Source organism: Enterobacter cancerogenus (genome assembly GCF_019047785.1).
Taxonomy (GTDB): domain Bacteria; phylum Pseudomonadota; class Gammaproteobacteria; order Enterobacterales; family Enterobacteriaceae; genus Enterobacter; species Enterobacter cancerogenus.
The window spans coordinates 3,764,798-3,783,368 of record NZ_CP077290.1 but is presented as its reverse complement, the minus strand read 5'-3'; the positions used below and the strand labels follow the sequence as shown (position 1 = coordinate 3,783,368).

Below are 18,571 nucleotides of genomic sequence, written 5' to 3'. Positions count from 1 at the left end.
ATTAGGGAGGATAAAAAATAAAACCATATACAATCAATAAGTTAAAAAGTTGGCACGCAACTTGATATAGCTAAACCATCTTATTTAAAAACGTCGCATTAAACTGAGGTTGCTATGTCTATTCTGGTTAAAAATAACATTCATTGGGTTGGCCAACGTGACTGGGAAGTTCGTGATTTCCACGGAACTGAATACAAAACGCTGCGCGGCAGCAGCTACAACAGCTATCTCATTCGTGAAGGCAAAAACGTCCTGATTGATACCGTCGATCACAAATTCAGCCGTGAGTTCGTGCAGAACCTGCGCAGCGAAATCGACCTGAATGACATCGACTACATCATTATTAACCATGCGGAAGAAGATCACGCCGGCGCGCTGACCGAGTTGATGTCCCATATCCCGAATACGCCAATCTACTGCACCACCAACGCGATTGACTCCATTAACGGCCATCATCACCATCCGGAGTGGAATTTCCACACCGTGAAAACCGGTGACTCCCTGGATATCGGTAACGGCAAACAGCTGATCTTCGTGGAAACGCCTATGCTGCACTGGCCTGACAGCATGATGACCTACATGACCGGCGACGCGGTGCTGTTCAGTAACGACGCCTTCGGCCAGCACTACTGCGATGAGCGTTTGTTCAACGACGAAGTGGATCAGACCGAGCTGTTCGAGCAGTGCCAGCGCTACTACGCCAACATCCTTACGCCGTTCAGCCGTCTTGTAACGCCAAAAATCACTGAGATCCTCGGCTTTAACCTGCCGGTGGATATGATTGCCACCTCTCACGGCGTGGTATGGCGTGAAAATCCAACCCAGATTGTCGAACTGTATCTGAAATGGGCGGCAGATTATCAGGAAGATCGCATCACTATCTTCTACGACACCATGTCCAACAACACCCGCATGATGGCGGATGCAATCGCGCAGGGTATCAACGAAGTTGACCCGAACGTAGCGGTGAAAATCTTCAACGTCGCCCGCAGCGATAAAAACGAGATTCTGACCAATACCTTCCGCTCCAAAGGCGTGCTGGTGGGCACCTCCACCATGAACAACGTGATGATGCCAAAAATTGCGGGTCTGGTAGAAGAGATGACCGGCCTGCGCTTCCGCAATAAACGCGCCAGCGCCTTTGGCTCCCACGGCTGGAGCGGCGGCGCGGTTGACCGTCTCTCAACCCGCCTGCAGGATGCCGGTTTTGAAATGTCCATGAGCCTCAAGGCCAAATGGCGCCCGGACATCGACGCACTGGAAATCTGCCGCCAGCACGGTCGCGATATCGCACGTCAGTGGGCGCTCGCTCCACTGCCTGAAGCCGTAGCAAAACCGGCCGAACCACAGCCCGCCAGCAGCTGTGCCGCCGCTTCTGCCGATCTCGGCCCGCGCATGCAGTGCAGCGTCTGCCAGTGGATTTACGACCCGGAACTGGGCGAGCCACTGCAGGATGTCGCCCCGGGCACGCCGTGGAGTGACGTACCGGACAACTTCCTCTGCCCGGAATGTTCCCTTGGTAAAGACGTCTTTGACGAACTGGCTACGGAGGCAAAATGAGCAACGGGATCGTCATCATCGGCTCGGGCTTTGCCGCCCGCCAGCTGGTGAAAAACATTCGTAAACAGGATGCCAGCGTGCCGTTGACGGTGATCGCCGCCGACAGCATGGACGAGTACAACAAGCCTGATTTAAGCCACGTCATTAGCCAGAATCAGCGTGCAGAAGACCTCACCCGCCAGTCGGCGGGGGAGTTCGCGGAACAGTTTAACCTGCGCCTGTTTCCCTACACCTGGGTAACCGATATCGACGCTGCCGCCCACGTCGTGAAAGCGAAAGACCAGAGCTGGCAGTACGATAAGTTAGTGCTTGCTACCGGCGCTTCTGCCTTTGTTCCACCGGTTGAAGGCCGCGAGCTGATGCTCACCCTGAACAGCCAGCAGGAGTACCAGGCCAGCGAAACGAGGCTTCGCGATGCGCAGCGCGTGATGATTGTTGGCGGCGGCCTGATTGGCACCGAGCTGGCGATGGACTTCTGCCGGGCGGGTAAAGCCGTCACCTTAGTGGACCACGCGGCGAGCATCCTGTCGGCGCTGATGCCTGCGGAAGTAAGCAGTCGCTTACAGCATCGCCTGACCGATATGGGCGTGCACCTGCTGCTGAAATCGCAGCTGCACAGTCTGACCAAAACCGAGGGCGGCGTGCGCGCTACGCTCGACGGCAATCGCAGCGTAGAGGTAGACGTCGTTATCGCTGCGACCGGGCTGCGTCCGGTAACGGCGCTGGCTCACCGTGCCGGAGCCGAGACCCACCGCGGCGTGAAGGTAGACAGCTACCTGCGCACCACGCAGCCCGACATCTATGCGCTGGGCGATTGCGCGGAGATCAACGGCCAGGTTCTGCCGTTCCTGCAGCCGATACAGCTTAGCGCGATGTATCTGGCGAAAAACCTGCTTGGGGGCAGTGCGCCCCTGAAATTACCCGCGATGCTGGTGAAGGTGAAAACACCCGAGCTGCCGCTGCACCTTGCCGGTGAAACCCAGCGCCGGGATCTTAACTGGCACATCACCCTTGAGTCTCAGGGGATGGTGGCACGCGGTGCTGACGATGAGGGCAATCTGCGCGCCTTCGTGGTCAGTGAAGATCGGATGAAGGAGGCTTTCGCTCTGCTGAAATCGCTGCCCGCTTAACCCTTAGCCTTTTACCACGCTTACTTAACCTTGGGATTTTATTATCCGCAGCCCCGATGTCCTGGGGCTTTTTTTTACGCAATCTATTCATAAAATAAATACAAATCAGATAAATCACCGCTATCAGTCCTTTTATTATTTTTTCCATCAATACTGAAATACGAAATCACTAAAAAACACCGACCCGTTTTATTTTACTGATTTTATCTTAGCCCGGAAGCCCGCACTGCGCGGCTGCATATCCTGCTGAAACCTGCCACCAGGGTAAGTAGCAAAGGCCATGGCACCCTTTTTAATGGTGTAAAATGCGGAATATCTTATTTAAGAATGTATGGTATATTTAAATAATAATTCGCCGTAAAAATATAATTTAAATTCATTTGTCATGCATTATTTTTTATTTCCCGGGCATCACCCTTTTCGTAAAGCTGTTATTTTTAACAGCCGGAGGCTGGCCCGAGGTTACCCAGGCGAGCCTCCGTCGCAGGTTCAGGAACGGACGACCAGCGCATCGTAGCCGCGCCAGCGGTAGTTAACCATCGAGATCAGCCAGCAGGCGACAAACAGCCCAACGACGACAAATCCGGCGTTGCCGAGGTTGTCTTTGACCGCGCCAATCAGCTCCCACACGCCGCCGCTGAGTGCGAATTTATCCATCAGCAGGCCCAGCGCTTCCAGCCCACCGATGAACAGCGCCACTATCACGGATGTCCCGGTGATGGTCATGTTGTAGTAGAGCTTGCGCTGTGGTTTATTAAACGCCCAGCCGTAAGCGCCCACCATTAACAGATTATCAAGCGTGTCGATCAGCGCCATGCCGCTGGCGAACAGGGCCGGGAAGATCATGATCGCCCACACCGACATCCCCTTTGAGGCGCTGGCCGCGGAGATGCCCAGCACGCCAATCTCGGTGGCGGTGTCAAAACCCAGTCCGAACAGGAAGCCGACCAGGTACATCTGCCAGCTTTTGTTGACCAGGCGGAACGTCGCGCCAAACAGCCAGTTCATCACCCCGCCCTGCGCTGGCAGCGCAAGATCGCCGCTGGCCGAACGCCCTTTTTTCAGCGCCTGAAAACTGCGCCAGACGCCGCGTAAAATCACCATATTCACCAGTGCCATTGCCAGCAGGAACGTGGCCGACACGGCGGTGCCAATCATCCCGCCCGTCTCGTGGAACCAGGCCATGTTTTTCTGGAAGGCCGTGGCGGTTGCCGCGATTGCAATGGACGCCAGCACCACGATGGTAGAGTGCCCCAGCGAAAACCACGCCCCCACGCCGGACGGGCGTTTGCCCTGCTGCATCATCTTACGCGTGACGGTATCGATAGCCGCAATATGGTCGGCATCCACCGCGTGTCGCAGTCCGTAGCACCAGGCCAGCAGGCTTGCGGCCATCAGTGCCGGGCTGGCGCTGAAGGTTGACCATGCCCATCCCCATGCAAGCAGATTTGCCATTACCAGAGCCAGCAGCAGGAACGCCGCGCGAGGTTCATTGCGTAAGAGTCGTAACATTTTGAGTCCTTTGTGAACATGACCGGGCGGCGGCGACAACCGCCTGCCCGAAGGAGATAGCCCCGTCACCTGCGGGCAGCTGACGAGGAAAAAGAAGGTGGTAGTCGGCAAGGTAATGACTAAGCCGCGCGCGCAGCAGACGGTTATGGAACACGCCGCCGCTGCAGCACACCGTTGAAAGCGACAGACGCCGGGCATGGCGCACGGCAAGTTCTGCCAGCCCTTTTGCCAGGGCGTCATGGAAGGCCCATGCCCGCTCGCAGGGTTCTGCCTGCCAGTTGAGCCACTGCTGCCAGAAGAGAGAGAGGTTTTCCACCGACAGGGTAACCGGATGCGCCACACCCGCACACTGCGACGCCAGCGCTTCCAGCCCGCAGGCGGCTTCCCCTTCGTAGCGCTGGTTTTCAGCGGCAATGCCCAGCGCGCAGGCCACCGCGTCGAACAGCCGTCCACAGGATGAGGCCCGCGGCGCGTTGATCCCGCGCGCGATGGCGGCAGAAAGCAGCGGCCAGTTTTGCCGCTGCACGGCCTGCGTTTCCGGATAGCGTTGCCACGCCGGCACAAAAGCCAGGCAGTGGGCAAGCAAATTGCGCCACGGCTGGACGGCAGCCAGATCCCCGCCCGGCAGCGCCACGGCGGGCAGGCCGCCCAGATGTTCGCATTCGAGATAGTTCACCCGCAGGCATTCCCCGCCCCACAGCGCGCCGTTCTCGCCCATACCAATGCCGTCCAGCGTCAGGGCAATCACATCCCCGCCGTCCAGCGGCCAGCCGTGCTCGGCCATGCAGGCCGCCGCGTGCGCGTGGTGGTGCAGCACCGTCTCGAGCGGCAACGCCTGCTCTTTGGCCCACGCGTGGGCGTGATACCCCGGATGCGCATCACAGACCACGCGTTCCGCCTGGAAGGCGTAGATCCGCTGCATCACGTCAAGCGACGCGCGCCACTGCGCCTCCACGCCCTCCTCGCTGAGATCGCCAAAGTGCTGGCTCACAACCGCCTGGCTGCCGCGCACCAGACAAAACGTGTTTTTCAGCTCCGCGCCGGTGCACAGCATGGCGGGGATATCGCAAAACCCTGCGGGTAACGTGATGGCATCCGGCACAAAACCGCGCGCGCGGCGCAGCATCACGCCGTCCTGATCCAGCACGGAGTCATCCATCCGCTGGAGGATGTCGCGGTTGTGCAGCAGGAACCCGTCCGCGATGTCACCCAGCTCGTCCAGCGCCTGCTGGTTGGTCATGGCTGGCGGCCTGCCGCTGAGGTTGCCGGAGGTCATCACCAGCGGACGCTGGCAGTCCATCATCAGCAGATGCTGCAGCGGGTTCGCCGGGAGCATGACGCCAATCGTCGAAAGACCGGGAGCAATCCCGTCGGGCAGGTCAGGAAGCCACGATGCCGGCACTAACACGATGGGCGCAGCAGGAGAGTGCAGCAGCGTTTGGATCGAATCCGGCAGGCCATCCGCCTGCGGGAGGATCACCGCCAGCGGCTTCGCCGGACGACGCTTGCGCAAACGCAGTGTGGCTATCGCCTGCGGATGGCGGGCATCGCAGGCAAGGTGAAAACCGCCCAGCCCTTTGATGGCGACGATGCCGCCGTTTTTCAGCATCTCAACCGCGGCGCTCAGGGCCGCTTCACGCACGGCGGTTTTATCACCCGCGCGCCATTCCAGCCAGGGGCCACAGTCCGGGCACGCCACCGGCTGGGCATGAAAACGCCGGTCGGCGGGGTCGCGGTACTCCGTTTCACAGGGCGTGCACAGCGGGAAGTGCGCCATTGCCGTGGCCGGACGGTCATACGGCATCGCGCGGATAATGGTGAAACGCGGGCCGCAGTGGGTGCAGTTGATAAAGGGATAGCGGTAGCGGCGCCCGGCAGGGTCGCGCATTTCGGCCAGACACGCCGGGCAGGTGGCGGCATCCGGAACAATCTGGGTGTCCATGGTCCCGCCCGCGCTGTGGCGAATGGAAAAATCGTCCGGCACGCGCGTCCAGGTAAAGGGCTGCGTATCAACGTGGTCAATGCGTGCCAGGGGTGGGCAGTCCTGATGCAGCCTCGCGGTAAAGGCCCCCCCATCACCCGCGAGGCGCACCAGCACGCCCTGTGCGTCATTGCAGACATCGCCCCTCAGCTGAAGCTGGTTCGCCAGCTGCCAGACGAAGGGACGAAAACCGACGCCCTGCACCCTGCCGCGTATGCGTAGCTGCACACCGTTACTGCTCATCGCGGCTTAAAACAGCAGAGATGACGACGTGTCGAACGCTGCCCGACGGCGTTTTTCCGCGCTCATCTGTTCGAGTTTGTCGCGATCCACGCAGACCAGCGCGTGCGTCGGACAGGCTTCCATGCAGGCCGGGCCGGCTTCGCGGTGGTAGCAGAGGTCGCATTTATTGGCTTCGGCCTTCTCCGCTCGCACGCTCAGCCCCGCGCCGCTGTTGCGCACCACCGGGCGAACGACCACTTCCATCGCGCCATACGGACAGGCCACCACGCAGGTTTTGCAGCCGATGCAGCGCTCCTGCATCACGTGTACAAATCCTTTTTCGCGTTTGATTGCCCCGTTAGGGCAGACGTTGGCGCACGGCGCGTCTTCGCACTGGCGGCAGATCGCCGCCGTAGAGATATCCACGCCTTTGATAACGTGAATGCGCGGCAGGAAAGATTCCGGGGTCAGGGAGGCACAATCCTGATCCGCCTGGTGGGATACCACGCAGGCGACTTCACAGGTTCGGCAACCAATGCACTTACTGGCATCGGCCATCATAAAACGGTTCATCTACTACTCCAGCATATCAGTCATGCGCGAAGCTATTCACAAACCGTGCCAATTATTAACATATTGATTTATATATAAATGAACAACGAAAGCGGCACCGTCATCGTCACTTCTGACGATGACGGCTGTCGACGTCAGCGATGCGGACCGTCAGTGACGGAGTCGCGCAGGATCAGCTCGCCGGAGAAGGTTTGCTGAGAGGTGAACTCCCCGCCATCCAGCATGAAGATTAAGCGGCTGATGGTCTCTTTGATCATCTCCGTCACCGGAATACGCACGCTGGAGAGCGACGGCACGGTGTATGGCGCAATGGCAACATCGTCGAACCCAATCACCGACACCGCCTCCGGCGCGGCGATTCCGCTGTCATGAAGCTGTTTCAGGGCACCTATCGCCATATCGTCATTGCTCGCCACCAGCGCCGTAAAACGCTCGCCGCGGGATAACAGCCCGGCGACGGCCGCCGAACCGCTTGCCGGGGTCCACTTCCCTTCTGCTATCAGTTCTTCGCGCAGGGCAATGCCGTGCTGCGCCAGCGCGGCTTTGTAACCTGACAGACGCTCAACCCCGGTCGGGGAATCCAGCGAGCCGGTGATAAACGCAATCTCCCGGTGCCCTTTCGCAATCAGCTGCGACACCGCCTCCTGAGAGGAGGATTTATGATCGGACCAGACGCTGTGGCTGCTGTTTTTGCGCAGACGGCGGTTCAGCACCATAATCGGCTGCTCGCATTTCTCAACGATCTCGTCCATCTCCTCCACGCTGAGAAAACGCGGATAGATAATCACCGCGTCGCAGCGCATATCCAGCAGATACTGGATCGCCTCGCGCTCCTCTTCGGCGCTGTGCTTGCCGTCCGCCAGGATCAGCTGCCGCCCTTTCTCTTCGGTCATGCGCGCGGCGTTGAACAGCAGTTCGCTAAAGTAGACGCCGTGATACAGGGTGTTGGTCACCACCAGCCCCAGCGTCTGGGTGCGCCTGGTCGCCAGGTTGCGCGCCAGCAAATTCGGGCGATAGCCGCTTTCGTCGATGGCCTGAAACACCCGGTCTTTGGTCTCCTGGCTGACGTAGCCATTGCCCGACAGCACCCTGGAAACCGTCGCTTTCGAAACGCCTGCCCGTTTCGCCACTTCCAGCATCGTGGTCATCGTGTTCTTCCCTCTCAATCTGATGGTTCGCAGTGTACTGCACCGCATAAAAATTGTCGCAGCGGCAGCATCACGCTTTTTTCCGCGCCGGGTGATCGTCGTCACGAAACGAAGAAATGGACAAAAAGCGATCTTGTTTCATCAGGAAAAACTCATGATGATTATGTGAAACCGGTTTCCTACACGACTCACAACGATAACAGGAACACATCCGATGGCCAAAAACTATGCCGCGCTGGCAAACGACGTGATCAGCGCGCTCGGCGGTAAAGATAACATCGTCGCCGTCACCCACTGCATGACGCGTCTGCGCTTTGTTCTGAAAGACGAAAGTCTTACCGACGCCGCGCGTCTGAAAAGCATCAGCGGCGTGCTCGGCGTGGTGCGCAGCGATAACCAGTGCCAGGTGATTATTGGCAACACCGTTTCTCAGGCCTACCGCGAAGTGGTCAGCCTGTTACCCACCGACCTCCAGCCTGCCGTGCCGGAAGGTCCGCAAAAAATGACCTTGCGGCGGATAGGCGCAGGGATCCTTGATGCGCTGATCGGCACCATGTCACCGCTGATCCCGGCGATCATCGGCGGCTCGATGGTCAAGCTGCTGGCGATGATCCTCGAGATGACCGGCGTGCTGGAGAAAGGCGCGCCGACCCTGACCATCCTGACCGTCATCGGCGACGGGGCGTTCTTCTTCCTGCCGCTGATGGTTGCGGCTTCGGCGGCGGTGAAATTCAAAACCAATATGTCGCTCGCCATCGCTATTGCGGGCGTGCTGGTACACCCGAGCTTTATCGAGCTGATGGCGAAAGCGGCGCAGGGCGAGCATGTAGAATTTGCCTTAATTCCGGTCACGGCGGTGAAATATACCTACACCGTGATCCCGGCGCTGGTCATGACCTGGTGCCTGTCGTATATCGAACGCTGGGTGGATCGCATCACGCCGGCGGTGACAAAAAACTTCCTGAAGCCGATGCTGATCGTGCTGATTGCCGCCCCGCTCGCCATTGTGCTGATTGGGCCGCTGGGGATCTGGATCGGCAGTGCCATCTCCGCGCTGGTGTACACCATTCACGGCTATCTGGGGTGGCTGTCGGTCGCCATCATGGGCGCGCTGTGGCCGCTGCTGGTGATGACCGGTATGCACCGCGTGTTTACGCCAACCATCATCCAGACCATTGCCGAAACGGGCAAAGAAGGGATGGTGATGCCCTCAGAAATCGGCGCCAACCTGTCGCTTGGCGGCTCGTCGCTGGCAGTGGCGTGGAAAACTAAAAACCCGGAGCTGCGCCAGACGGCGCTGGCGGCCGCGGCCTCTGCCATCATGGCGGGGATCTCTGAGCCGGCCCTGTACGGCGTAGCGGTGCGGCTGAAGCGTCCGCTGATTGCGAGCCTGATCAGCGGCTTTATCTGTGGCGCGGTGGCCGGTGTGGCAGGCCTTGCCAGCCACTCGATGGCTGCGCCGGGGCTGTTTACCAGCGTCCAGTTCTTCGACCCGGCGAACCCGATGACCATCGTCTGGGTATTCGGCGTGATGGGGCTGGCGGTAGTGCTGTCGTTTGTTCTGACCCTGATATTAGGCTTTGAAGATATCCCGGTTGAAGACGACGCCGAAAAGGCACGCGCCCTGCAAACCGCCCCGGTTCAGGCCAACGCAGCACGAGCATAATTGTATAGCGAGGTAGAAATGTCGGTTTTTCCACAAGGATTTTTATGGGGCGGCGCGCTTGCCGCCAACCAGAGTGAAGGCGCGTACCGCGAGGGCGGCAAAGGGCTGACCACGGTCGATATGATCCCCCACGGTGCGAACCGTCTGGCGGTGAAACTCGGGAAGGAAAAACGTTTTTCATTGCGGGACGACGAGTTTTACCCGAGCCACGAGGCGATTGATTTTTACCACCGCTATAAAGAGGACATCGCCCTGATGGCGGAGATGGGCTTCACGGTGTTCCGCACCTCAATTGCCTGGAGCCGCCTCTATCCGAACGGTGACGAGCCGCTGCCGAACCAGGAGGGCATCGCCTTCTACCGCGCGGTATTCGAGGAGTGCAAAAAGTACAACATCGAGCCGCTGGTGACCCTGTGCCACTTCGACGTGCCGATGCATCTGGTCACCGAATACGGCTCGTGGCGCAACCGCAGGATGGTCGATTTCTTCGCCCGCTACGCGCGGACCTGCTTCGAAGCGTTTAACGGCCTGGTGAAATACTGGCTGACCTTCAACGAAATCAACATCATGCTACACAGCCCGTTCTCCGGCGCGGGGCTGGTGTTCGAGGAGGGTGAGAACGAGGACCAGGTGAAATACCAGGCCGCGCATCACGAGCTGGTGGCGAGCGCGCTGGCGACCAAAATCGCCCACGAGGTTAACCCTGAAAACCAGGTCGGCTGTATGCTGGCGGGCGGTAATTTCTACCCTTACTCCTGCAAGCCGGAAGACGTGTGGATGGCGCTGGAGAAAGATCGCGAGAACCTGTTCTTTATCGACGTGCAGGCGCGCGGCCGCTATCCGGCCTACTCTGCCCGGGTGTTCCGCGAGAAAGGGGTGGTGATTGTTAAAGACCCCGGCGACGACGAACTGCTGACAAACACCGTTGATTTTGTCTCGTTCAGCTATTACGCCTCGCGCTGTGCGTCGGCGGACATGAACGCGAACAATACCAATGCGGCGAACATCGTGAAGTCGTTACGTAACCCGCACATTGCGGTGAGCGAGTGGGGTTGGGGGATTGACCCGCTGGGCCTGCGCATCACCATGAACATGATGTACGACCGCTATCAGAAGCCGCTGTTCCTGGTGGAAAACGGCCTCGGCGCGAAGGACGAAATCGACGCCAACGGCGAGATCAACGACGACTACCGCATCAGCTACCTGCGCGAGCACATCCGCGCGATGGGCGACGCGATCGAGGACGGTGTGCCGCTGATGGGGTACACCACCTGGGGCTGTATCGACCTGGTGGCCGCCTCGACGGGCGAGATGAGCAAGCGCTACGGGTTTGTCTACGTGGATCGCGATGATGCCGGTAACGGCACGCTGGAGAGAACGCGCAAGAAATCGTTCGGGTGGTATAAGAAGGTGATTGCGAGCAACGGGGGGGATCTGGCGTAGCCTGTTGCCCTCACCCCGGCCCTCTCCCACAGGGAGAGGGAGATGGGTTTTGTAGGCCGGGTAAGGCGAAGCCGTCACCCGGCACTGCTCAGAGTGGAGCAAAACCCCCATCCCCCACCCACTCCGCAAGGCGGGAGTAAACATCCTCCACCGCCGCTTTCACCGGTGGCGTCATCGGGTAATAAAACCCAACGATGTCCGGCTGAATACCCAAAAACAGCACCTCGCCCACGTCGTCTTTAATCTGATCGACCAGATAGTTCAGCGGCATATTGTGGGTGGTCATCATAAACATCCCGGCGATGTCGTCCGGGTCAATCAGGCGGATCTCGCCGGGGTTAAGCCCCATATCGGTAGCATCGACGATTAACAGCTTTTCAGGGCGCAGTTCGCGAATGGCAACCACGTCGTTTTCCGGGGCGCTGCCGCCGTCAATCACCACCCAGTTGCCCTGCGGGTTTGCGGCAAACATCTCTGCCAGCAGCGGGCCGGCACCGTCGTCGCCCATCATGCTGTTGCCCACACACAGTAAAACGTCAGTCACGTAATCTCCTCACCATCAGGTAGATGGCGCTCTCCTGATGAATGTCGTGCAGCATGCTAAGCAGCGTTTTGCTCCATGCCTGCTGCGCCGGGGTTTGCTGGCGCAGCGCGGCATCAAAGGCGTTGGCGAGCATCGCAATGTGGTTGGCGTCGATGACGATCTCGCCGTACTTCGGTACCCCCTCCATTTTACGCCGCGCCGCGCTGCCCTCCTCCAGCGTGCCTATCCACGCCAGATACTCCGCCCACGGGCAGCTCAGCGCTGCCTCCAGGCAGTCGATGACGCCAAGGTGGTGCCCAATCGCCAGGCTGTAATAGACCACCTGCTGCGCCGCATCCGGCGTGGCGTCGTTCTCATCAATAAACTTACGGCTCAGCTGGCTGAACACCACCGTTTCACTCATCGGATACGCGCCTCATCAACGATCTGGTTCAGGTTCGCCACGATCTCATTAAGACGTGGATCGTTTTCCGCGTCCAGCCAGCGCGCAACCTGATGGTCGCCCTGCCCCAGCAGACGCAGATAGTCATCGGCAATCTGGCGGCCATAGCGATACCCCGCCAGCCTGCGCGCGGTGCGGTCAACCTTCACGCGCAGCGGCTGCACCATATCCGGATGCAAAATGGTAGCAGGCTGGCTATCACGCTCGCCGGGTTCGCGGGCGTGGATTTTCTGCTCCAGCAGGCCGAGCGCCATCGCAAAGCCGTACAGCGTGGCGGCAGGCGTCGGCGGGCAGCCTGGAATATAGACATCCACCGGTACGATTTTATCGGTCCCGCCCCAGACGCAGTACAGGTCGTGGAAGATGCCTCCGCTGTTGCCGCAGGCCCCGTAGGAGATGCAGATTTTGGGATCCGGCGCGGACTGCCAGGCGCGCAGCGCAGGGGATCGCATTGCGCGGGTGACGGCCCCGGTAAACAGCAGGATGTCCGCATGGCGCGGAGACGGCACCACTTTTATCCCGAAGCGTTCAGCGTCAAACAGCGGCGACAGCGTGGCGAAGATCTCAATCTCGCAGCCGTTGCAGCCGCCGCAGTCCACGCGGTAGACGTAGGCCGAACGTTTGATTTTTTTCAGCAGCGACGCCTTCATGCTGGCGATGGATTCGTCCACCGTCATCGGCACCGGAATGCCGTTGTCGTCGCGCGGGCCGAGTAAACTTTCCATCAGCTGGCCTCTCTCATGTGACGGGTTAAATCGATGCGGTCAGACGGCAGCAGGCATTTCTGACGCTTACATTCCGGGCAGGTTTCAAAGCCTTCGCGGTGGTGTTCCGCGCGGACATCGCCATTGTGTTTCAGCAACGCAATGGCGTAGTCGATCTCTTTTTGTACGGCAAACGGACGCTTGCAGACGCGGCAGTTGCACAGCGCAAAGCGCGACTGCTGCAGGAAGTCCTCTTTTTTCCACACCGCCAGTTCGTACTCCTGGGAAAGACGAATGGCCGCCGTCGGGCAGACCTCCTCGCAGCGGCCGCAGAAGATGCAGCGTCCCAGGTTAAACTGCCAGGCCAGCTCGCCGCTTTTCAGGTCGGTTTCTACCGTCAGCGCATTCGACGGGCAGGCATTGACGCAGGCCGCGCAGCCGATGCACTGCTGCGGGTTATGCTCCGGCTTGCCGCGAAAGTTTTTGTCGACCGGCAGCGGCTCCAGCGGATAGCGGCTGGTCTGCGTGCCGGTTTTGATCACTTTTTTGATAAAGGTAAACATGGCGAATCCTTATTTCAGCGGCGAGTTCTTACGCTCGATGCTGTAGCGCTCAAGCTCTTTGTACGGCACCACCTGGCTTTTCTTCTTGCGCACGTCCACCACGGTCATGCGGTCGGTGCAGGAGTAGCACGGATCGAGGCTGCCAATGATCAGCGGCGCGTCGGAGACCGTATTCCCGCGCAGCATGTAGCGCAGGGTTGGCCAGTTGGCGTAGGTCGCCGCACGGCAGCGCCAGCGGTATAGCTTCTGGTTGTCGCCGGTCATGCTCCAGTGGATATCGTCCCCGCGCGGGGCTTCGGCAAAGCCGAGGGCAAAGCGGTTTGGAATATAGGTGAAGCCTTCCACCATCAGCGGGCCGCCCGGCAGGTTATCGAGACCGAAGTCGATCATGTTCAGCGCGGTAAATACCTCGTTGATACGCACTTTGAGACGGGAGATAACGTCGCAGCCCTGCTCGCTGTGCACCTCCATCGGCAGCAGGCCATAGCCAACAAACGGGTGGTCGGCGCGGGTGTCGCGGGCGTGGCCGCTGGCGCGCACCATCGGGCCGACGTTGCTGAAGTCACGGGCAATTTGCGGATCAAGACGGCCAATGCCAACGGTGCGCTGCTCGATGTTTGGCGTGCTGAGCAGCATATCCACCAGCTCCTGCACGTCGCGACGCATCTGCTGAGCAAGCTGCCGGGTCTGGATCATGTCATCTTTCAGCAGGTCGCGGCGGATCCCGCCGATCAGGTTCAGGCCATAGGTTTTACGTGCCCCGGTGAGAATTTCAGCCATCTTCATCGACGCTTCACGCACGCGGAAGAACTGCATGAACCCGGAGTCGAAACCGACAAAGTGGCAGGCCAGGCCAAGGTTCAGCAGGTGCGAGTGCAGACGCTCCACCTCCAGCAGGATGGCGCGGATCATCTGCGCGCGCTCCGGCACCACGATCCCCATCCCGTTCTCCACCGAGGTGGTGTAGGCGGTGCTGTGGGCGAAGCCGCAGATGCCGCACACGCGGTCGGAGAGGAACGTTACTTCGTTGTAGCCCATGCGGGTTTCAGCCAGTTTTTCCATGCCGCGATGGACGTAGAACAGGCGGTAGTCGGCGTCGATAATGTTCTCGCCGTCAACGAACAGGCGGAAATGGCCGGGTTCGTCAGAGGTCACGTGCAGAGGGCCGATCGGCACCACGTTGTTCTTTTTACTACCCAGCTCGTTGATAAACTCGTAGGTCTCGCTGTCAGTGGTCGGCGCGGGGCGCTGGCGGTAGTCCATGCTGTCTTTGCGCAGCGGATAGAGTTCGTCCGGCCAGTCGTCCGGCAGCACCAGACGGCGCTCGTCAGGCAGCCCCACCGGCACCAGACCGTACATATCACGCACTTCGCGCTCGCCCCAGACGGCGGCAGGCACGCGCGGCGTGACCGACGGGTACTCCGGCTTGTTCGGATCAACCTCGACGCGCACGGTGAGCCAGCACTTCTCCCCCTGCTCCATCGACATCACGTAGTACACCGCGTAGTTGCCGCACAGCTGGCGCTCGTCGTTACCGAACAGCACGGAGAGCCAGCCGCCCTGCTGGTAATAGAGAAACTCCACTACTTCCGGCAGATAATTCACCTTCACGGTGACGGTAATCTGGTCTTTGGTCTGCCAGGACTCCTCCAGCACCACGCCGGGAAAAGCCTGATGCAACGCGGCGAGATACTGCTGACCTTTCTTTTCTTCAGACATAAATACTCTCTTAAATCACGCCACCAGCAAGGAGACGAAAGCTAAAAATGCAAAACCAAAACCGGCCCACGTGATACGCGACGTCGCCGCAAAGCGCAGGCGCGCCATGCTGTTTTCAAACAGGGCAATCACCAGCACGCCAACCAGCAGTTTGAACGCCGCAATCACCACGGCCAGCACCAGGCCGCCAGCGGTGAAATGCGTCATCTGCCCCCACGGGAAGAAGACGCCAACGAACATCTGCAGCACCACCAGTTGCTTAAGGCTGATGCCCCACTTCAGTACCGCAAAGCCGTAGCCGCTGTATTCGGTGAGCGGCCCCTCCTGCAGTTCCTGCTCCGCTTCCGCGAGGTCAAAAGGCAGTTTGCCCATCTCAATAAAGGTGGCGAACGCGCAGGCGCAGAGCGCCAGGACCAGCGGAATGGTGCGGGCAAACGGCCAGTGATAAACGGTATCGGTGATAAAGCTGATGTGGGTTGATCCGGCGACCTGCGCGGCGACCCACAGTCCGAGCAGCAGGATCGGCTCGACCAGTACGCCGAGCATGGCTTCACGGCTGGCACCGATACCGGTAAAAGGGCTACCGGTGTCGAGGCCCGCAATCGCGAAGAAAAAGCGCGCGATGGCAAAGAGGTAGATCAGGGTGATCAGATCGCCCAGCGCCGGCAGCGGCGACCCCACGGTCACCACCGGCAGCGCGGTCGCGATGGTCAGCATCACGCCCACCATCACAAAGGGCGTCAGGCGGAACACCCAGCCTGCGGCGTCCGGGGCCACGCTTTGACGCGCAAGCAGTTTGAACAGATCGCGGTACTCCTGCAGCACGCCAGGCCCGCGACGGTTGTGCATCCGGGCGCGCGCCACGCGGCTTATCCCGGAGAGCAAAGGCGCGACGGCGAATAACACCAGCGCCTGAAGTATTGCCAGAAACAGACTCATGTCAGGCTCCTCGTGAAATCACAATCACTACCAGCACCGCCAGCTCGATAACCGCCAGTCGGCGGAACAGCGCGGGCGCGGCGGCGCTCTGCCAGCCGGGCACCCGTCCTGCCGGGTTTAGCCAGTGGCGCAGCTTCAGCACGGCGGAAAAGTTTTCTTTCACCGGCATGGCAAAACCGTGCGCGGTGATCACCATCGACTGCTCATGCTCATAGCCGCAGGCCCAGGCTGCGCCGCGCGCGCGGGAACCAAGGCGGTCACGCCTGAAGAACAGCATCAGCACAAACGGCAGCAGCGGAGAGGCAATCAGCAGCAGCGCGATCATCGGTTGGGAAACCCCGGTGTGCGCCGTCGCAAGCGGCAACGGAATAACGCTTTCCAGAAGCGGGATCAGCCACGGGGCAGCGACCCCGCCCGCAATACAGCACAGCGCGAGGGCAACGACGCTTATCGTCATCAGCACGGGCGCAGCGCGGGCGGTTTCCGCTTCACGCGTACGCGGCGCACCGAGGAAGGTAACGCCGTAGACTTTCGCCATACACATCACCGCCAGCGCGCCGGTGATCGCCAGCCCAACGGCCAGCAGCGGCCCCAGCAACCGTGCGATAAACGCCTCGCTCTGACCGAGCGCGAAGAAGGACTGATAAATCACCCACTCTCCGGCAAATCCGTTCAGCGGCGGCAGCGCGGCCATCGCCATCAGCCCCACCAGCATGGCGAGCGAAATGACCGGCATTTTTTTACCGATCCCACCGAGCTTTTCGATATCGCGATGACCGGTGCGGAACCAGACGCTGCCCGCCCCGAGGAACAGGGTGCTTTTAAACAGGCTGTGGTTGATAAGATGGTAGAGCCCGCCGATAAACCCGGCGGCAATCAGCGCCGGTTGGCTGAGCGCCAGCCCGGTGACGCCCGCGCCAAGGCCGAGCAGGATAATGCCGATGTTTTCCAGGGTGTGGTACGCCAGCAGACGCTGAATGTTGTGCTCCATCAGCGCGTAAAGCCCGCCGACGAACGCGGTGATCATCCCGGCTAACAGCAGCACTACGCCCCACCACAGCGGCGGTTGGCCGCTCGTCAGCGTCAGCGTCAGAATGCCGAACAGGCCAACTTTCATCACCACCGTCGAGAACAGCGCGGCGGCGGGCGCAGAGGCGTTGGCATGCGCCTGCGGCACCCAGCCGTGCAGCGGGATAATGCCCGCCAGCAGACCAAAGCCCACCACGCCCAGCAGCCAGACGTCGTTGCCCAGCGTCTGGCCGTCGAGCGCAGCGAAGTCCAGCGTGCCAAAACGCTGCCACACCAGCCAGCAGGCCAGCGCCAGCAGCAGCGTACCGAGGCGGCCCAGCGCGAACCACAGCTTGCCGGAGGCGGTGCAGCCCGTCAGGAACACGCCGCACAGGGCCATGATTTCCGCCATCATCACCAGCGCCCCAAGGTTACTGGCGGTAACCGCACAGACCGCCGTCGCCATCAGCAGATTCACCAGCAGCCCGTTGGCGCTGGCGTTCGGATGGCGGTGCCAGTCAATATTAAACACGCTGATAAACAGCCCGCACAGGCCGAACGTGATAAGCCAGATCGCGTTCAGCGGCGTGACCTGCACCGCGTGATGGACAAACGGCATCACCGTGTAAACGCGCCCGCCGCCGAGCAGCACCACGCCGCCCGCGCCCAGCGTCAGCACGCTGCCAACGGCCCCGCCGATACCGGCAATCCAGCCGCTGAACGCTGTAGAGAAGGAGAAGATCGTCGCCAGTACGGCAGCAGCAGCAAAGACCGCTACGCCGGTGTTCATCATCGTCACGGCGTTCATTGTGCCCCCTCGTTAAATGCCTGCAGCAGAGAAAGATCGCCCACGTCGGTGTTGATGGTCAGCTCGCGTTTACGCCTGCTGGTGCGGGCGATGTCGCGGATGTTGACCAGAATCAACGCGTTGGTCGGGCAGGTGCGTACGCAGGCCGGGCCTTGCTCATCAAAGCTGCACAGGTCGCACTTCACCGCGACGGCGCGCACGCCGGGCACCCAGTCCAGCAGCGTGCTTACGCGTGCCGGCGCGGGAGGCGCAGGCGGCGCTTTGGGCGAGTTGGCATTCGCCGGGATATGCAGCGGGCGGCTGCCGGAAAACTCAATCGCGCCGAACGGGCAGGCGATGCCGCACAGCTTGCAGCTCACGCACAGGCTTTCGTTCAGCTGCACGGCCCCCTCAACGCGGGTAATGGCGTTGACCGGGCAGACGCCCGCGCACGGGGCATCTTCACAGTGGTGGCAGAGCTGCGGGGCAGACTCTTTTTCATTACGCATGACGCGCAGGCGCGGCATGGACTGCAGACCGTACAGGCGGTGCGTTTCCGAACACGCCGCTTCACAGGTTCGACAGCCAATACAGACCGTCGAGTCAGCAATTACAAAACGGTTCACCGGG

General features: G+C 60.3%; 16 protein-coding genes. 4 read left to right on the top strand and 12 right to left on the bottom strand.

Annotation, left to right across the window (positions count from 1 at the left end; translation table 11 throughout):
* Nucleotides 1-114: 114 nt before the first annotated feature.
* Nucleotides 115-1,560, top strand: coding sequence for an anaerobic nitric oxide reductase flavorubredoxin (norV, locus tag I6L58_RS17825; protein WP_006178170.1), 1,446 nt, complete (start codon nucleotides 115-117; stop codon nucleotides 1,558-1,560).
* Nucleotides 1,557-2,690 (top strand): NADH:flavorubredoxin reductase NorW, encoded by a 1,134-nt coding sequence (gene norW, locus I6L58_RS17820; RefSeq protein ID WP_088208658.1) that lies wholly within the window; start codon nucleotides 1,557-1,559, stop codon nucleotides 2,688-2,690. Before norV ends, norW begins: the two co-directional genes overlap by 4 nt.
* Before the next feature lie 489 nt (nucleotides 2,691-3,179).
* On the opposite strand, the gene I6L58_RS17815 is transcribed toward norW, so the two are convergent.
* The 4 genes from I6L58_RS17815 to I6L58_RS17800 all read right to left on the bottom strand — a co-directional run bounded on the left by I6L58_RS17815 (nucleotide 3,180) and on the right by I6L58_RS17800 (nucleotide 8,126).
* Nucleotides 3,180-4,202: a HoxN/HupN/NixA family nickel/cobalt transporter gene (locus I6L58_RS17815; RefSeq protein WP_088208657.1), complete on the bottom strand. Its 1,023-nt coding sequence runs from the start codon at nucleotides 4,200-4,202 to the stop codon at nucleotides 3,180-3,182.
* The gene (gene hypF, locus I6L58_RS17810; protein WP_088208656.1) at nucleotides 4,180-6,426 is read right to left on the bottom strand and encodes a carbamoyltransferase HypF; all 2,247 of its coding nucleotides are present in this window, start codon (nucleotides 6,424-6,426) and stop codon (nucleotides 4,180-4,182) included. The genes I6L58_RS17815 and hypF overlap by 23 nt, the downstream gene beginning before the upstream one ends.
* A gap of 6 nt (nucleotides 6,427-6,432) precedes the next feature.
* A complete protein-coding gene (gene hydN, locus I6L58_RS17805; RefSeq protein ID WP_006178177.1) occupies nucleotides 6,433-6,978 on the bottom strand; it encodes an electron transport protein HydN in 546 nt (181 codons plus the stop codon).
* A gap of 134 nt (nucleotides 6,979-7,112) precedes the next feature.
* The gene (locus tag I6L58_RS17800) at nucleotides 7,113-8,126 is read right to left on the bottom strand and encodes a LacI family DNA-binding transcriptional regulator (RefSeq protein WP_088208655.1); all 1,014 of its coding nucleotides are present in this window, start codon (nucleotides 8,124-8,126) and stop codon (nucleotides 7,113-7,115) included.
* A gap of 214 nt (nucleotides 8,127-8,340) precedes the next feature.
* Between I6L58_RS17800 and ascF the strand changes: the two genes are divergently transcribed.
* Together ascF and I6L58_RS17790 are read left to right on the top strand one after the other, a co-directional pair.
* Nucleotides 8,341-9,792 (top strand): PTS cellobiose/arbutin/salicin transporter subunit IIBC, encoded by a 1,452-nt coding sequence (gene ascF / locus I6L58_RS17795; protein WP_088208654.1) that lies wholly within the window; start codon nucleotides 8,341-8,343, stop codon nucleotides 9,790-9,792.
* A gap of 18 nt (nucleotides 9,793-9,810) precedes the next feature.
* Entirely contained in the window at nucleotides 9,811-11,235 is a 1,425-nt protein-coding gene (locus tag I6L58_RS17790; RefSeq protein ID WP_088208653.1) for a 6-phospho-beta-glucosidase, read from the top strand.
* Nucleotides 11,236-11,323: 88 nt separating this feature from the next.
* On the opposite strand, the gene hycI is transcribed toward I6L58_RS17790, so the two are convergent.
* From hycI to I6L58_RS17750, 8 genes are read right to left on the bottom strand one after another with little or no spacing between them, the layout of a single operon-like run.
* A complete protein-coding gene (gene hycI / locus I6L58_RS17785; protein ID WP_088208652.1) occupies nucleotides 11,324-11,779 on the bottom strand; it encodes a hydrogenase maturation peptidase HycI in 456 nt (151 codons plus the stop codon).
* Nucleotides 11,772-12,182 carry a formate hydrogenlyase maturation HycH family protein gene (locus I6L58_RS17780; RefSeq protein ID WP_088208651.1) on the bottom strand — a complete coding sequence of 137 codons (411 nt, stop codon included), beginning with the start codon at nucleotides 12,180-12,182 and terminating at the stop codon, nucleotides 11,772-11,774. Before I6L58_RS17780 ends, hycI begins: the two co-directional genes overlap by 8 nt.
* Entirely contained in the window at nucleotides 12,179-12,946 is a 768-nt protein-coding gene (locus I6L58_RS17775; RefSeq protein ID WP_088208650.1) for an NADH-quinone oxidoreductase subunit B family protein, read from the bottom strand. Before I6L58_RS17775 ends, I6L58_RS17780 begins: the two co-directional genes overlap by 4 nt.
* Nucleotides 12,946-13,488, bottom strand: a complete 543-nt coding sequence (locus I6L58_RS17770; RefSeq protein ID WP_058608507.1) for a formate hydrogenlyase complex iron-sulfur subunit — start codon at nucleotides 13,486-13,488, stop codon at nucleotides 12,946-12,948. The genes I6L58_RS17775 and I6L58_RS17770 overlap by 1 nt, the downstream gene beginning before the upstream one ends.
* A 9-nt stretch (nucleotides 13,489-13,497) precedes the next feature.
* A complete protein-coding gene (gene hycE / locus I6L58_RS17765; RefSeq protein WP_058608508.1) occupies nucleotides 13,498-15,207 on the bottom strand; it encodes a formate hydrogenlyase subunit HycE in 1,710 nt (569 codons plus the stop codon).
* A 15-nt stretch (nucleotides 15,208-15,222) separates the two neighbouring features.
* Nucleotides 15,223-16,146 carry a respiratory chain complex I subunit 1 family protein gene (locus I6L58_RS17760; protein WP_088208649.1) on the bottom strand — a complete coding sequence of 308 codons (924 nt, stop codon included), beginning with the start codon at nucleotides 16,144-16,146 and terminating at the stop codon, nucleotides 15,223-15,225.
* 1 nt (nucleotide 16,147) lies between these two features.
* Nucleotides 16,148-17,962, bottom strand: coding sequence for a formate hydrogenlyase subunit 3 (hycC, locus tag I6L58_RS17755; RefSeq protein ID WP_088208648.1), 1,815 nt, complete (start codon nucleotides 17,960-17,962; stop codon nucleotides 16,148-16,150).
* Nucleotides 17,959-18,567 carry a 4Fe-4S dicluster domain-containing protein gene (locus I6L58_RS17750; RefSeq protein WP_088208647.1) on the bottom strand — a complete coding sequence of 203 codons (609 nt, stop codon included), beginning with the start codon at nucleotides 18,565-18,567 and terminating at the stop codon, nucleotides 17,959-17,961. Before I6L58_RS17750 ends, hycC begins: the two co-directional genes overlap by 4 nt.
* Nucleotides 18,568-18,571 lie beyond the last annotated feature (4 nt).

Bases quoted from the DNA above. Each gene is read 5' to 3' on its own strand.
- norV (WP_006178170.1), top strand. From the start codon at position 115: ATGTCTATTCTGGTTAAAAATAACATTCATTGGGTTGGCCAACGTGAC.
- I6L58_RS17760 (WP_088208649.1), bottom strand. From the start codon at position 16,146: ATGAGTCTGTTTCTGGCAATACTTCAGGCGCTGGTGTTATTCGCCGTC.
- I6L58_RS17780 (WP_088208651.1), bottom strand. From the start codon at position 12,182: ATGAGTGAAACGGTGGTGTTCAGCCAGCTGAGCCGTAAGTTTATTGAT.
- I6L58_RS17790 (WP_088208653.1), top strand. From the start codon at position 9,811: ATGTCGGTTTTTCCACAAGGATTTTTATGGGGCGGCGCGCTTGCCGCC.
- ascF (WP_088208654.1), top strand. From the start codon at position 8,341: ATGGCCAAAAACTATGCCGCGCTGGCAAACGACGTGATCAGCGCGCTC.
- I6L58_RS17800 (WP_088208655.1), bottom strand. From the start codon at position 8,126: ATGACCACGATGCTGGAAGTGGCGAAACGGGCAGGCGTTTCGAAAGCG.
- hycE (WP_058608508.1), bottom strand. From the start codon at position 15,207: ATGTCTGAAGAAAAGAAAGGTCAGCAGTATCTCGCCGCGTTGCATCAG.
- I6L58_RS17775 (WP_088208650.1), bottom strand. From the start codon at position 12,946: ATGGAAAGTTTACTCGGCCCGCGCGACGACAACGGCATTCCGGTGCCG.
- hycC (WP_088208648.1), bottom strand. From the start codon at position 17,962: ATGAACGCCGTGACGATGATGAACACCGGCGTAGCGGTCTTTGCTGCT.
- hypF (WP_088208656.1), bottom strand. From the start codon at position 6,426: ATGAGCAGTAACGGTGTGCAGCTACGCATACGCGGCAGGGTGCAGGGC.
- I6L58_RS17770 (WP_058608507.1), bottom strand. From the start codon at position 13,488: ATGTTTACCTTTATCAAAAAAGTGATCAAAACCGGCACGCAGACCAGC.
- norW (WP_088208658.1), top strand. From the start codon at position 1,557: ATGAGCAACGGGATCGTCATCATCGGCTCGGGCTTTGCCGCCCGCCAG.
- hydN (WP_006178177.1), bottom strand. From the start codon at position 6,978: ATGAACCGTTTTATGATGGCCGATGCCAGTAAGTGCATTGGTTGCCGA.
- I6L58_RS17815 (WP_088208657.1), bottom strand. From the start codon at position 4,202: ATGTTACGACTCTTACGCAATGAACCTCGCGCGGCGTTCCTGCTGCTG.